Source organism: Arthrobacter sp. PM3, assembly GCF_003352915.1.
Lineage (GTDB): Bacteria > Actinomycetota > Actinomycetes > Actinomycetales > Micrococcaceae > Arthrobacter.
This window is the reverse complement of the sequence record NZ_CP022314.1, coordinates 2,918,857-2,931,170: the sequence shown is the minus strand read 5'-3', so window position 1 is coordinate 2,931,170 and position 12,314 is coordinate 2,918,857. Positions and strand designations below refer to the sequence as shown.

Here is a 12,314-nt window from a genome sequence, read left to right as displayed (position 1 = left end):
CAGCAGCTTGTTGCGCGATTGGCCCTCGGCGTATCCGGAGGCCGGCAGTTCCAATCTGTCGCACTTCCCATTCCAAGCGAGGACGTGGGCGCCACCTTCCAGGACGGCGGCGGGCTGCCCACGACTTCCTTCGCCTCGAATTGGGCCAAGAGACCACCGGTCGCCTTGGACATTACATGCCCGCCGCACATGCACCCATGGCGTTGGAGAGGTTGGCATGCTGCGCAATCTCGAAGGACTGGCCGTTGGCGTCCAGCAGCCTTTTCAGAGTCTTGGCTTCAAGAAGCGTTCCGACGGTGGGCCCTTGGTTGGACTGGGTCTTCGGATCCCGCCAACGCACCATATAGGACTTGGAATCGTCCTTTTTGGTGCGTGTAGCGATGCTGGCCATAGGAACACGGTACGCTCGAGTACACACTTGGCGACCCAACAGGCTCCTGACCTGCGGAAACACTGTGCCCGAGGTGGGACTCGAGCTGCATTCCCGGCCCCGCAATCACTGGCAAGTCCCGGAAACATAACGAATCCGGCCCAGTCTGACCCATATACGGCCCGATCCGCAGCCCAAAGTGTGTACGTTGCACACACCCCAAATTGGCCGCCTCAAAGCTCTCAGCCCAACGACCGCACGCCGCAACAACGGGACGCGGTCCTTCTTTGTCCTGACAGATTTTGCTCCGCTTGAGGAAGTTCTGGGTTTCACCCCGAGACCGACGGGACGCCGCAAAAGAGCCAGACGCTTGCCAAGCGTCCTGGCCAGCTTCCTGGACCTTCATGGTCGCTGTCGCCTCTGTTCAGTCAGCTCATGACCTGACCTCCGCCGACTCGCCTGATGGATCAAGAAGCAGCCAGCCGGGAAAGCCCACGGGCCTGGTGTCTAGCTAGCGCCTGACGAGATGCGTGGCAATTAGCCCGGCGCTGACTTCAAGCGGGACATCGCCGGCGGCCACACCCACGACGAGGTCAAATGCCGCATCCGTGGTGAAGTCATGCCGGTAGCCATTGATCCAGAGCATCAAAACCATCAGAGTCCACGCCGTGCGCTTGTTGCCATCGATCAGCGGGTGGAACCGCGCCACCGACTCCATTAGGGCTGCCGCCTTCATAGGCAGCTGCGGATAGACCTCTGCACCCAAGACTGTTGTTGCCGGCCGCGCCAATGCCGAGGCCAGGAGCCCGATGTCACGGATATGGAACCCATACCGGTCAACGACCTGCAACGCATCTTCGATTTCGAGGGACGCGGTCACGCATCCTCAAGGCGGGTGAGGAGCTCCGCGTCATGGCTCATGACGAAATCCAAACCCTCTCCGATGTCACGGCTGCGCCGGTGACGCTGCAGCACAAGCTCTGCACCCTGGAGCAGCAATGCGGACTTGGATGTATGCTCTTCGGCAGCGAGCTGTTCCAGACGCCGGTCCAGTTCTTCGGGAACACGCAGATTCATAGCCATACACCCATGGTACCAAACCAGTACCACGCAGGCCCTTGCAGCCCGATCCCCTCTGCAAAAAGCCTGACCTGCGGCCTACCCGCCGGAGAACACCTCCATCAATGCCCCGCATGCACCAGCCCGGACCAGCCACCGGCGTCCGGTACCGTGCCCTTTCCGCCCGGCTTGGGGGTGTCTGATAGACACTACCACCGGCTGCCGGGGCTGCGTAGCTTGGTGGATGTGGACAGAAAGAACGACATCCGTGATTTCCTGATCTCGCGTCGCGCGAAGATCAGCCCGGAGCAGGCCGGCATCCCCAGCTACGGGGAGTTGCGGCGTGTGCCCGGCCTGCGCCGGGAAGAAGTGGCGCAGCTTGCCGGGGTGAGCGCTGACTACTACACGCGGCTGGAACGCGGCAGCCTACGCGGCGTCTCAGATTCTGTGCTTGAGGCAGTGGCCTCAGCGCTTCAGCTGGACGATGCCGAGCGGGCCCACCTGATGGACCTGGCACGGACATCCAAAACGCCGGCGCGCCGTATGGCCCGCCGGCCGCCGCAGCAGCGGGTCCGTCCCGGGGTGCTTCGCCTGCTGGACGGCATGACCGGAGTGGCCGCCATGGTGCAAAACGGCCGTTCCGACGTGCTGGCAGCCAACCCGCTGGGACGGGCGCTGTACGGGCCGGTGTTCACCTTTGCCGAACCGCCGGCGCCGGACGCTCCGCGCCGGTTGCCGAACCAGGCGCGCTACATCTTCCTCGACCCGGGCGCAGCAGACTTCTACCCGGACTGGCGCGCGATCGCGGCCACCACGGTCGCGATGCTACGCCTGGAAGCGGGCCGGAACCCCCATGACCGGGCCCTGAACGAGCTGGTCGGAGAGCTGACCACGCGCAGCGGGCTGTTCGCCGCGCTATGGGCCGGGCACGACGTACGCATCCACACCACCGGGACCAAGCGCTTCCACCACCCGGTCGCCGGAGATTTGTCCCTGCAGTACGAGACGCTGGACCTTCCCGGCGACGAGGGACAGACCCTGTTCACCTTCACAGCGGAGCCGGGCTCTGCATCCGAAAACGCGCTGGCATTCCTCGCCAGCTGGGCGGCATCGCCGCCCGACACAGCCACCGCCGGCGGTCCTGCCGGTGGATCCACCGTCCCCGAAACGCGCCCCCGCGCCCAGCCAGGGACACACACTCCAGGAAAGACAGAACCAACACATGACTGAACAGAACGAAACCGTGGCCGGCAAGAAGGTCTGGTTCATCACCGGTGCCGGCCGCGGCATGGGCACCGACATCGCCAAGGCGGCCCTGGCCGCCGGCCACGCCGTGGTTGCCACCGGCCGAAACCCGGAAAAGGTCACCCGGGCGATCGGCCAAAACGACGCCCTTCTGGCCGTCAGGCTGGACGTCACCGACCCCGCCGACGCCACGGCCGCCGTACAAGCCGCCGTGGACCGGTTCGGCCGGATCGACGTCCTGGTCAACAACGCCGGGAACTTCTACGCCGGGTTCTTCGAGGAAATCACCCCGGAGGACTTCCGTGCCCAGGTCGAAACCACCATGTTCGGGCCCATGAACGTCACCCGCGCCGCCCTGCCGGTCCTGCGGGCCCAGCGCTCCGGCCTGCTCGTCACGATCTCCTCGACCGCCGGCATCGCCGGCGGGGAATTCCTCACCGCCTACGCGGCGTCGAAGTTCGGTGTCGAGGGCTGGGCGGAGTCCCTGGCTACCGAAGTCGCCCCGTTCGGCATCCGCACCATGATCGTGGAGCCGGGGTTCTTCCGCACCGAGCTGCTCACCCCCGAATCCACCAGCTACGCCGCATCCACCATCGAGGACTACGCCGAGCGGACCGAGCAGACGGTCACCGCGTGGAAGGGCATGAACGGACAACAGGGCGGGGACCCGGCCAAACTCGCCGCCGCCCTGATCCACCTGGCCGAACTGGACGAGCTGCCCCTGCGGTTCGCCGCCGGCGCCGATGCTGTCGGCCTGTTCGATTCCAGGGCCAAACAACTCCAAGACCAGGCCAACGCCCACCGCGAGCTCTCCAGCAACCTCGCGCACGACGACGCCTGACACCTAGGCAAGGGACGACGGCGGGGACTCCCGCCGTCGCCCACTACAGACCCGAGGGACGCCAATGGCTTGCGGCTGCCCAAAACGGGTACAAACACCTAGGGAGAACCCACACATGACATCGAAACTGACCGGAACCGCAGGGCTCGTCACCGGTGCCAGCAGCGGCATCGGCGCGGCCACAGCCCGGCAGCTCGGCGCCTCCGTGACGCTCGTGGCCCGCTGACGGGACCGTTTGCAGGCCCTCGCCGCCGAGATCGAGAAGGCCGGCGGCACCGCGCTGGTCATCGAAGCCGACATCACCGACCACGCCCAGGCGCAGTCCGCCGTGGACCAGACCGTGGAACGGTTCGGCCGGCTGGACATCCTGGTCAACAGCCTGGCTGCGTAGTCCCCGGGGCGCCACCGGCCCCCTGCCCACCCTCGTTGAATACGCCGGCTACGGCGGGGGCCGGGGCTACCCGGAAGAGACACTCCTGTGGGCGTCTGCAGGATTCGCCCACAACAACGGCATAGCCTTCCTACTCGACGCCAGCCCCGGACCGGAACGCGAAGCTGAAGTCCTCCAAGCCGCTGCCGTTTGCACTGCCCTGGCAATCCAAATCGAGTTGAGCCCAACTCGCTGGGACAAGGTAAAAATCACGGCTGCTCCAGCAGTCGGACGGCTTCAGTCTTACCAGATCGATCCATAGTGTGGGCCCTAAGCCCATCTCCCGCCAGAACCGATGACCGGCGGCAACGGGCAGCGTTCAGGTTCTACTTACGGTGAAGGCGTCGACCCGGACTGTTAGTAAGCCTGCTGTCGTCGCCTCATGTCCATTTGAGACACGCCCCAAGCTGACGCCCGGCTATGGTGAGAGCTCGTCAGATTTGGCTCGGTTTCGTTCTGTTCTGACACAGCCGCAAGGAACTCCGAGGTCCAAACGTGACACCGGACGCGGCTCCTGCCACCCTCAATAAAGCGGATATAAGTGTGGAAAATGTCCACACCCTCTTTGGCTGGACTAACACAGGTACAGGGCTTCTCGAACGGTCCCCGGAACACTTACCCGGAAGCCAACGTCGACATCGCTGTGGTCATGTCGTCCCTGCTCCGCCGGCCCATGAATAGGTGTAGGCCACCCCAGGCCCACCCGACCAAACCGGAACGAGGAACCGAATAACCCCACCTCAGCAGGCGGAAGACCACCAGCCAAGGACTTGAACCCGCCACCCACACACCTGAACAGGCCACTGCGGCGGCCAGGCCACAGCCCGCGCAACTCGCGTCAGAGCGACGCGAACAAGCTTTGTACACACGTCAAAGCAAAATTCCCTCTGACGAGGGAAAACGTCGTGCCCGAGGTGGGACTCGAACTACATTCCCACCCTTAAAACAGTGGAAGTCCGCGAGAGCATGCGGAATCCGAAAGAGTCTGAGGACTATACGAGCCATTCCGAGACAAAAAGTGTGGACAGTAGTGCCGGTTGAGTCCGGTGCAACCGCAATTGGGAATGGGTCGGTTTCTTCGAGTGTGAAAGTTCAGCGGGAGCACCAAGCAGGTGATTACATTTTGGCGATTCTAAGGGTTTGTTCCGCCAGAATCGACCACACGCAGCCACCGCTCGTATCCACGGTCCCTTCGCGAGGCCAAGATCTCCTCCTCCTTGCCTCGCTGCTCTCAGGTCCCCATACCGAGGTGCGCGCCGCCTGCCACATCCAGGGATACGCCGGTTATGTAACGGTTGTCCGGGTCGGCCAGGAAAAGGATGGCGCGGGCGACTTCGTCTGGTTCGGCGAACCGGCGCATGGGAAGTTGGGCGGCGCGCTTGGCCCGGTTGGCGGTTGCGTCCGGTCCTGAGTCTTTTGCAAATTGTGCCCACATGGGAGTGTTTACCGGGCCAGGCGCGATGGCGTTGACCGATATGCCGTTGGGGCCAAGCAGTTGAGCGAAGGACCACATGATGTGGAGTACCGCGAGTTTGCTTGCGTTGTAGGGCAAGTAGTTGAGGCGTGCTTCTTTGGCTGCCACTGAGGAGAGGATAACGATGGCGCCGGCCGTTCCGGTCCCGATCATTGATTGGGCGGTTTCCCGGACCATTGAAAATGTGCCGGAGGCGTTGATCCGCATGATGGAGTCGAATTCTTCCGTCGTTGTCTCCATGATCTCGGGCGTGACGCCCAGGACTCCGGCTGCGTGCACGAGGGCATCGATGCGCCCGTACTTCGCTGTGGTGTCGCGGACGACGGCGGCGCATTGCGTTTCCGAGGTGACGTCGAGCGGGAAGAAGTCGGCCAGCGTTTGGCTCTCCTTGGGGGCGCGGTCGGCGCCGACAACCATGGCGCCGGCGGCTGTGAGTGCATCGACGAGCGCATTGCCGATGCCGCCGCTCGATCCCGTCACCAGAACGATCTGGTCCTTGAGACTCATTTGAATATTCCGCTCCTGTGCTGGCTGGTGTACTGCTCTCCAGGTGGTGGTTTGCGGGTAGCTCGTTTCACCTTCAGAGTTCCTTATACGGGTGTTTGTTGGCAGGTGTGGCGTGCCTGTAGTCGTCGCTGCTGTCATGAACGCGCAGGGCACGTGCATGCCTTCAGGCCCGGGCTGGGCGGCGTCCGCAGCCCAAGGGGCAAACACCGTCTATCTGTTGCCGCTGGTGGCGTGGCTTGCCCATTGCCGGCCTTCTTGTTCTTCGGTGGGCAGTCCGGAGGCGGCGAGGATCCGGTCGAGCAGGCGCTGGGTGTGGACGGCTTCGCGACCGGAGGTCAGTGGCTGTTCCCGGTCGGCAACCCGGTCCAGGAAGTGGTGGACGGCGGCGGAGAAGCCGAGTGTGTCGGTCGCTGTTGCCCAGCCGTAGGCTTCGGAGCTGAGTTCGCGTGATGTGGTGACTCCCCGGACGGTGGTCGACACTGTTTCGGGCGCGCGCACTTCCACGGTCTTGCCGTCGCCGTAGGCGTCGAGTTTCTCGTTCCAGGCGCCCGCGGTTCGGGCCGCCAGGAGTACCCCGGTGTTGCCGGTGCTGAAGCGGATGATGGCTGCGGTGCCGTCTTCTTCCCAGGGGTCATTACCGGCGGCGTGGGCGGCCACGTCCACCGGTTCGCCGCCGCAGTACCAGCGCAGCAGGTCGACCATGTGGATGGCGTTCTCGAACGTCGCGCGGTATTCCGATCCGGGGCGGTTCTTTTGGGCGACGCAGAAAGTCGCGCCTTTCGCGCCGAACAGCTCGCGGCCGGCGGTGTAGACGGGTGCGTAGCGGCGGTTGAAGTCGACCATCAGGATGCGGCCGCGCTCGTCGGCGAGGTCCGCCAGACGCTCGGCTTCTTCCGTGGCCGGGGCAAGGGGCTTTTCGCAGAACACGTCGACGTCGTTGTTAAGGCACAGCTGGACGGCGTGGGCGTGTTCGGACCGGGGTGTGAGGACGAAGACGGCGTCCAGATCCTGCGCCTCCAGCATGTCCTCCACTGACCGATAGGCGGCGCCGAAACCCCAGCGCCGGACCAGGTGCCCCGGGTCCTCGCGCCGGGATACCAGGGCTGCCAGTTCGACATCCTCGCGCTGGACGAGTGTGGGCAGTTGGGCAATGGTGGCGATGTTGCCAGCGCCGATAACGCCGACGCGGAGGCGCTGGCCGTTCATCGGGCGTTCTCCATTTCTGCCAGTTCAGAAAGCATTGCGCGCATTGCGGTCGCGGATTCCCGGAAACCTGTCTCGGGGCTTGGGAGGTCTTGCGGGTGCCAGCGGTACTCGTACTCGATGCTCAGCAGGTCATCGTAGCCGTGGCGCAGCAGGGCAGCGAGGATCTGTGGCCAGGGAAGGACACCGGTGCCGACGACCCGGGACCGAACGGCACGCTCCGATGCGTCGACGCGGGCCGTTTCCGTGGCGCGGAAGGCCGCCGAGGGATCGGTGAAGACGAGGTCCTTAACGTGGACGTGACCGATCAGGTCGCCCTGGACAGCAAAGGCCTCCTCGAACGTCTCGTCGTGGGTGAAGGTGAGGTTGGCCTGGTCGTAGAGAACGCGAACGGCGGGGTGGGCAACTTCGCGGACGAGCGCGGCGGTTTCTGCCGCGGTCTGGGTCATGGTGCCGAAGTGGTTCTCCACGCACAGCCGCACGCCGGCCTGTTCAGCCTCGGGTGCCAGGGTCTGCAGGGCCTCCCGCAGTTTGGCCCATCGCCGGTCATGATCGGAGTCGCCCGGATGCCAGGATCCCGCGTACACGCGCACCCGGTCGGCCCCGAGAAGGTGAGCGGTCTCAATCGCGCCGCGGAATTCGTCGACTCCCCCACGCCACTCACTGTCATCCAAGGAGTTGATGGCTGTGGTGTAGGGCGTGAGGCCAATGATGGGCAGGCCCTCGCCCTCTGCCGCTTTCAGTGCCTCCATCGCGGCGCGCCGGTCTCCCTGGGGGAGTCCTGAGGTGTAGCCGTCCTGGTAGATGACTTCGGCGGCATCCAGCCCGGCGGCTCGGAAGAGCTTTAGTGCCTGGGGGACCGTATGGTCCGGGGTGCCGAGTGTGTGACCTGCAAGCCTCATTGTTGAATGTCCTTCCGGGATGTGTTTTGGGTGGCTGTCCAGTCCGAGGGACCGACGAGCCGGGGTGGGGCTGCGACGCGGGATCGGTCGACGATTTCCATCAGCAGCCCCCAAGGGGTGATGAAGTAGGTCCAGCGGTTGCCGGCCACGCGCGGACTGTCGCCGGCGACTTCCTTACGCTCCCCCAGCACGCGGACGCCGGGTATTTCCTGTAGCACCGCGATCGCTTCGTCGACGTCGTCGACCACGAAGCACAGGTGGTGCCCGCCGGCGTCGCAGTGCCGCGGCGGGGTTTCCCGCCGCTCGGTGCTGCTCCATTCGAAAAGTTCGATGTTCAGGTTAGGGGGCAGTCGCAGCATCGCGAGGGTGAGCCGGGCGTCAGCAGGGACAGCGAAATTCGTGGGCATGAACTCTTCGTCGGGTCCGCGGTCGGAGCGGTACAGCTCCTCGGCGCCGAGCACCTCGACGAAGAACCGGATGGCGTCCTCGAGGTTTGGAACGGTCAGGCCGACGTGGTCGGTGTGCCGCAGCCCGGGCAGCCGGCGCAGCGTCCTTACGCTGGTCGCGGTCATTTGCGCGGCCCTGCAGTCGAGGCGCGCACCAGCAGTTCAGGTTCCAGAACGACGTGGTCCACCGAGCCGTTCAGGTTCTGCTTTTCTGCCAGTTCGATGGCGATGTTTCCCATGTCTGCGATCGGCTGGCGCACCGTGGTCAGGGGCGGGTTGAACCGGGCCCCCAGCGCCAGGCCGTCAAAGCCGATGACCGATACGTCCTCCGGTACGCGGATGCCGCTTTGGCCCAGGGCCGAGATGACCGCGAAGGCGACCATGTCATTGGCGGCGATAATGGCCGTGGGCGGATTCTCCATCTCCAGGTAGTGTTTCGCCGCGCGCGCTCCTGCATCCGGATCGGAGCCGCTTTCGAGTACAAGGGGCGTGCCGTTGCCTTCGGCGGACAGCTCCAGGTAGGCGTCCATCCGGTCCTGGGCGGTGTGGGTCCCGGCGATACCGGAAACGTAGCCGATCGAGGTGTGACCCAGCGAATGCAGGTGGTCCAGGGCCAGCATGATTCCGCGGCGGCTGTCGACGGTGACCGTTGGGACCGAAGTGTCCCCTTCCACGCGGTCAATCACGACCACCTTGTGGCCGAAATCGAAGCGTTTTAGGGCCTCGGTATCGACCTTTGTGGAGGGTGCGACGATCCCGAAGGGCGCGTACATGGCTTGCATCGCGGTGAAGTAGCCGTCGGTCTTGGCGGGGTCTCCGTTCGTGACGCACAGCAGCAGCTGGTAGCCGCGCTCATCAGCGGCCTGCGTCATCGTCTTGGCAAGTTCCGCAAAGAACGGGTTGGTGATGTCAGGCACGATCAGCGGGACGAAGGTGCTAGTTTTTCGGCGAAGCGCCTGGGCGAGTGGGCTCATCGTGTAACCGAGCCCCTCGGCGACCCGCAGAATGTGCTCACGGGTCTCACTCTTTACCGCTTCCGGGCGGGAGAATGCCCGGGAAACCGTGGAACGGTGGACACCGGCCGCCTTCGCGACAACGTCAATACTAAGGTCGGCCATTTTCTTTTCCTCCATGCTGGTCGTCATATGCCTGCCAAATCGGGCGCATCACATCTTCGAGCTGCGCCAGTGTCGGCAGCCCCCCGAATCCATCTTCCAGCGTCTGCGCGACACGGCGCACAAACGGATCGTAGAGGGGGTCGCTGTCCACCTCGATCACTGCGGACTCCGTTGTACCGTCCAACGCCGTGAACGTGGCCGAACCGTCCGAGCTGATGGCGGCGAATCCCGCCGCGCCCGCCGACGTGTAGCTGCAGTACCGCTTCAACGGCGAACCCGGAAAGGCGTATCCCACCTCCACGATGGCTTCACGCCCGCCCGGGGTGGTAATGATGAGGCTGGCATGATCCTCAACAGCCCCGCCGTGCAGTATGGAAGATAGCCGGGAATCGACGCTCTCCGCTGACTCGTCGCAGGCCCGCAGGAACAGGTCAACGAAATGCGGCCCCAGGTTGGCCAGGCACCCGCCCCCTGCGGCAGCAGGGTCCAGCATCCAGGAATTGCCGCTATCCAGGTAACGCGAGGGCGGTCCGGCGATAAAGGACATCCTTTGGTACGCCGGCCGGCCCGCCTTGGCCAGCCACCGGTCGACGGGACCGCCCCGCTGAACGAGCGGAACCGTCGCGGGTACCCCGGCTGCCTCCGCAGCCTTCCGCACCCGGGAAAGTTCCGCCAGGGACGTTCCCAGCGGCTTCTCCACCACGAACGGAATGCCGCGCTCGATCAGGGCAAAACACTTTTCCGCCATGCCACTGTGCGGGCCGAAGACGTAGGCAAGCCCGAGATCCGGAAGATCCACCAGGCGCCGCCAGTCAGCCTCCACCGGGGCGCCCCACGCTTCGGCAAGTCCCCGTACACGCGATACGTCCCCGTCACTGATGCCGACGACCTGGTGCTCTTCGGCGATCGCACGCGCACACAGCGGGACGTGCCAGTGTGAAGCACCAAGGATGATCGTGCGAGTTTTACCCACCCTGCCAGCCCCTTTGCTAAGTAGGAGTTCGATTGTGTGACTCAGCGTGAGATCGATTGCTGAGATCGGTTGCAATAACAGTATGGATGGTGGGAGAGTTTGTCAACGACACTTCAACAGCGGCCCGCGGACGCTCCGGAATGAGCCGACCGGCTGGGCCAGAAGAAAGGCCAGCAATGTACAGAAAACTTCGCACCCTGCAGACCATCGACGAATCCGGTGCCGTCCTCATCGTCCGCCTCGAAAACGCTGACGTGGCAGAACGGGTGGCGGAAGCGGCGATAGCCGGCGGTTTCCGCGCCCTGGAAATCACGCTCTCGATCCCGGGCGCCGTGGACGTGATCCGCCAACTCTCCGCCAAGCACGGGCCCGACGGAGTAGCGGTCGGGGCGGGAACCGTCCTGGACGAGCACTCAGCCTACGAATGCATCCGCGCCGGCGCCGATTTCCTGGTCAGTCCCCAGCTGAACCCGGCAATGATCCGGACAGCCAACCGCTACCAGATACCCACCATCAGCGGCGCCTACACGCCCACTGAGCTCGTTAACTCCGCCGAGGCAGGCGCTGACATCCTCAAGCTCTTCCCCACCGAAGCCGGTGGCATCCCCTACACCAAGTCAGTCCTCGCCCCGCTCGCGCACCTGCCGATCATGCCGGCAGGCGGCGTAACTGTAGAGAACGTTGGCGAATGGTTCGCCGCCGGCGTAGCAGGTGTCGGCGTCGGCAGCTACGTGACCAAAGCATGGCAACCCGACGGCGACTTCTCCCGCGTCACCGAGGCCGCCGAGGAGTTCCTCTCAGCAGTGGCAAAGGCACGCCAATGACAGCCCCGAAAGTCTTCATCGTCATCGGCCCTGCCGGCTCCGGAAAGACGTCCATTGCCCAGCAAACAGCAAAAGAGCATGGAGCCGCATATCTGGACAAGGACCGGATCTGCGGCCGCCTCGTCGAGTTCGCGCTGAAGGCAACCGGACACGACCCCACCGACCGCGAAGCCAACGCTTTCTACCGGGACAATCTGCTGCCCCTGGAGTACCAGACACTCATGGATGTCGCCGGAGCGAACCTGCGGCTGGGACGATCGGTCGTACTCGATGCACCCTTCGGGGCGTACTTCGCCGTACCGGACTACCTGATCCGCGCCGCGGAAGAATTCGACTGGCCCGCATCGGAGACCACCGTGGTGCGGGTTCAGGTCCCCCAGGACGTGCTCCGAGGACGACTTCTTCAGCGCGGCCTGGACAGGGACCGGTGGAAACTTGCGCACTGGGACGAGTACTGGGCATCCTACGGCAGCCTGGACTGCACCTGGTCCGGAGTCCGCTTCCTTGATCTCAACAATGAAAAGTCCCTGCCAACTCAGGGATGACCCTGCGGGTCGGGCTCGCGGATCGGTCCCCGCTCGTCCTCCTGCTATATGCCGGCGAAAGGTTCGGACCCCCGTTCCCGGAATCCAAAATGACCCATTGACAGAGCTGACGAGCCTACGTATCGTTGCTTGCAACCGATCTCAGCAACCGATCTCAGCGACGTGATTACTGCAACCGATCTCATCAGCACCAGAGCAGCCGCATCGGTCCCCCAAAAGTTGGCCGTTAGCAACACCTTAAAGCGAGAAAAGGGCGGCCAAGGGAGCCGCCCACCACGTCGCTTCGGTTGTCCCGAATAATCCAATTCCCCTCCCCAGCAAACGTGAAAGTATGGAGAGTTCAATGAAGACCTCAAAAGAAGCCGTAGACAGTCCAG

Annotated in this window: 15 protein-coding genes; 6 read left to right on the top strand and 9 right to left on the bottom strand. The window is 64.2% G+C overall.

Annotated elements, in window-relative coordinates; genetic code table 11:
* Positions 1 to 172: 172 nt before the first annotated feature.
* From CFN17_RS13300 to CFN17_RS13290, 3 genes are all read right to left on the bottom strand, one after another.
* The gene (locus CFN17_RS13300; RefSeq protein ID WP_208748259.1) at positions 173 to 391 is read right to left on the bottom strand and encodes a hypothetical protein; all 219 of its coding nucleotides are present in this window, start codon (positions 389 to 391) and stop codon (positions 173 to 175) included.
* Positions 392 to 881: 490 nt separating this feature from the next.
* Positions 882 to 1,250 (bottom strand): type II toxin-antitoxin system death-on-curing family toxin, encoded by a 369-nt coding sequence (locus tag CFN17_RS13295; RefSeq protein WP_208748258.1) that lies wholly within the window; start codon positions 1,248 to 1,250, stop codon positions 882 to 884.
* Entirely contained in the window at positions 1,247 to 1,453 is a 207-nt protein-coding gene (locus CFN17_RS13290; protein ID WP_261792198.1) for a ribbon-helix-helix protein, CopG family, read from the bottom strand. Before CFN17_RS13290 ends, CFN17_RS13295 begins: the two co-directional genes overlap by 4 nt.
* A 222-nt stretch (positions 1,454 to 1,675) precedes the next feature.
* Here CFN17_RS13290 and CFN17_RS13285 point away from each other — a divergent pair, with 222 nt between their 5' ends.
* The 4 genes from CFN17_RS13285 (at position 1,676) to CFN17_RS20085 (ending at position 4,207) form a co-directional block, all read left to right on the top strand.
* Positions 1,676 to 2,659, top strand: a complete 984-nt coding sequence (locus CFN17_RS13285) for a helix-turn-helix transcriptional regulator (protein ID WP_208748257.1) — start codon at positions 1,676 to 1,678, stop codon at positions 2,657 to 2,659.
* Complete coding sequence (locus tag CFN17_RS13280; protein WP_222612634.1) at positions 2,652 to 3,515, top strand: SDR family oxidoreductase; 864 nt, start codon at positions 2,652 to 2,654, stop codon at positions 3,513 to 3,515. The genes CFN17_RS13285 and CFN17_RS13280 overlap by 8 nt, the downstream gene beginning before the upstream one ends.
* Positions 3,516 to 3,750: 235 nt before the next feature.
* Positions 3,751 to 3,906 (top strand): SDR family NAD(P)-dependent oxidoreductase, encoded by a 156-nt coding sequence (locus CFN17_RS19975; protein ID WP_261792197.1) that lies wholly within the window; start codon positions 3,751 to 3,753, stop codon positions 3,904 to 3,906.
* Positions 3,899 to 4,207: an acetylxylan esterase gene (locus CFN17_RS20085; protein ID WP_208751489.1), complete on the top strand. Its 309-nt coding sequence runs from the start codon at positions 3,899 to 3,901 to the stop codon at positions 4,205 to 4,207. The genes CFN17_RS19975 and CFN17_RS20085 overlap by 8 nt, the downstream gene beginning before the upstream one ends.
* Before the next feature lie 969 nt (positions 4,208 to 5,176).
* On the opposite strand, the gene CFN17_RS13265 is transcribed toward CFN17_RS20085, so the two are convergent.
* The 6 genes from CFN17_RS13265 to CFN17_RS13240 all read right to left on the bottom strand — a co-directional run bounded on the left by CFN17_RS13265 (position 5,177) and on the right by CFN17_RS13240 (position 10,568).
* A complete protein-coding gene (locus CFN17_RS13265; protein ID WP_208751488.1) occupies positions 5,177 to 5,926 on the bottom strand; it encodes an SDR family NAD(P)-dependent oxidoreductase in 750 nt (249 codons plus the stop codon).
* Between the two features lie 210 nt (positions 5,927 to 6,136).
* Complete coding sequence (locus tag CFN17_RS13260) at positions 6,137 to 7,132, bottom strand: Gfo/Idh/MocA family protein (protein WP_208748256.1); 996 nt, start codon at positions 7,130 to 7,132, stop codon at positions 6,137 to 6,139.
* Positions 7,129 to 8,031: a sugar phosphate isomerase/epimerase gene (locus CFN17_RS13255; protein ID WP_208748255.1), complete on the bottom strand. Its 903-nt coding sequence runs from the start codon at positions 8,029 to 8,031 to the stop codon at positions 7,129 to 7,131. The genes CFN17_RS13260 and CFN17_RS13255 overlap by 4 nt, the downstream gene beginning before the upstream one ends.
* Positions 8,028 to 8,603, bottom strand: a complete 576-nt coding sequence (locus CFN17_RS13250) for a VOC family protein (RefSeq protein WP_208748254.1) — start codon at positions 8,601 to 8,603, stop codon at positions 8,028 to 8,030. Before CFN17_RS13250 ends, CFN17_RS13255 begins: the two co-directional genes overlap by 4 nt.
* Positions 8,600 to 9,595, bottom strand: a complete 996-nt coding sequence (locus CFN17_RS13245; protein WP_208748253.1) for a LacI family DNA-binding transcriptional regulator — start codon at positions 9,593 to 9,595, stop codon at positions 8,600 to 8,602. Before CFN17_RS13245 ends, CFN17_RS13250 begins: the two co-directional genes overlap by 4 nt.
* The gene (locus tag CFN17_RS13240; RefSeq protein WP_208748252.1) at positions 9,582 to 10,568 is read right to left on the bottom strand and encodes a Gfo/Idh/MocA family protein; all 987 of its coding nucleotides are present in this window, start codon (positions 10,566 to 10,568) and stop codon (positions 9,582 to 9,584) included. The genes CFN17_RS13245 and CFN17_RS13240 overlap by 14 nt, the downstream gene beginning before the upstream one ends.
* 176 nt (positions 10,569 to 10,744) lie before the next feature.
* On the opposite strand from CFN17_RS13240, the gene CFN17_RS13235 reads away from it, so the two are divergent.
* Positions 10,745 to 11,392: a bifunctional 4-hydroxy-2-oxoglutarate aldolase/2-dehydro-3-deoxy-phosphogluconate aldolase gene (locus CFN17_RS13235; RefSeq protein ID WP_208748251.1), complete on the top strand. Its 648-nt coding sequence runs from the start codon at positions 10,745 to 10,747 to the stop codon at positions 11,390 to 11,392.
* Positions 11,389 to 11,937 (top strand): ATP-binding protein, encoded by a 549-nt coding sequence (locus CFN17_RS13230; protein WP_208748250.1) that lies wholly within the window; start codon positions 11,389 to 11,391, stop codon positions 11,935 to 11,937. The genes CFN17_RS13235 and CFN17_RS13230 overlap by 4 nt, the downstream gene beginning before the upstream one ends.
* Positions 11,938 to 12,314: the final 377 nt, after the last annotated feature.

Excerpts from the sequence above, each read along its gene's own strand:
- CFN17_RS13300 (WP_208748259.1), bottom strand. The coding sequence starts at position 391 with ATGGCCAGCATCGCTACACGCACCAAAAAGGACGATTCCAAGTCCTAT.
- CFN17_RS13290 (WP_261792198.1), bottom strand. The coding sequence starts at position 1,453 with ATGGCTATGAATCTGCGTGTTCCCGAAGAACTGGACCGGCGTCTGGAA.
- CFN17_RS13280 (WP_222612634.1), top strand. The coding sequence starts at position 2,652 with ATGACTGAACAGAACGAAACCGTGGCCGGCAAGAAGGTCTGGTTCATC.
- CFN17_RS13265 (WP_208751488.1), bottom strand. The coding sequence starts at position 5,926 with ATGAGTCTCAAGGACCAGATCGTTCTGGTGACGGGATCGAGCGGCGGC.
- CFN17_RS13260 (WP_208748256.1), bottom strand. The coding sequence starts at position 7,132 with ATGAACGGCCAGCGCCTCCGCGTCGGCGTTATCGGCGCTGGCAACATC.
- CFN17_RS13255 (WP_208748255.1), bottom strand. The coding sequence starts at position 8,031 with ATGAGGCTTGCAGGTCACACACTCGGCACCCCGGACCATACGGTCCCC.
- CFN17_RS13250 (WP_208748254.1), bottom strand. The coding sequence starts at position 8,603 with ATGACCGCGACCAGCGTAAGGACGCTGCGCCGGCTGCCCGGGCTGCGG.
- CFN17_RS13245 (WP_208748253.1), bottom strand. The coding sequence starts at position 9,595 with ATGGCCGACCTTAGTATTGACGTTGTCGCGAAGGCGGCCGGTGTCCAC.
- CFN17_RS13235 (WP_208748251.1), top strand. The coding sequence starts at position 10,745 with ATGTACAGAAAACTTCGCACCCTGCAGACCATCGACGAATCCGGTGCC.
- CFN17_RS13230 (WP_208748250.1), top strand. The coding sequence starts at position 11,389 with ATGACAGCCCCGAAAGTCTTCATCGTCATCGGCCCTGCCGGCTCCGGA.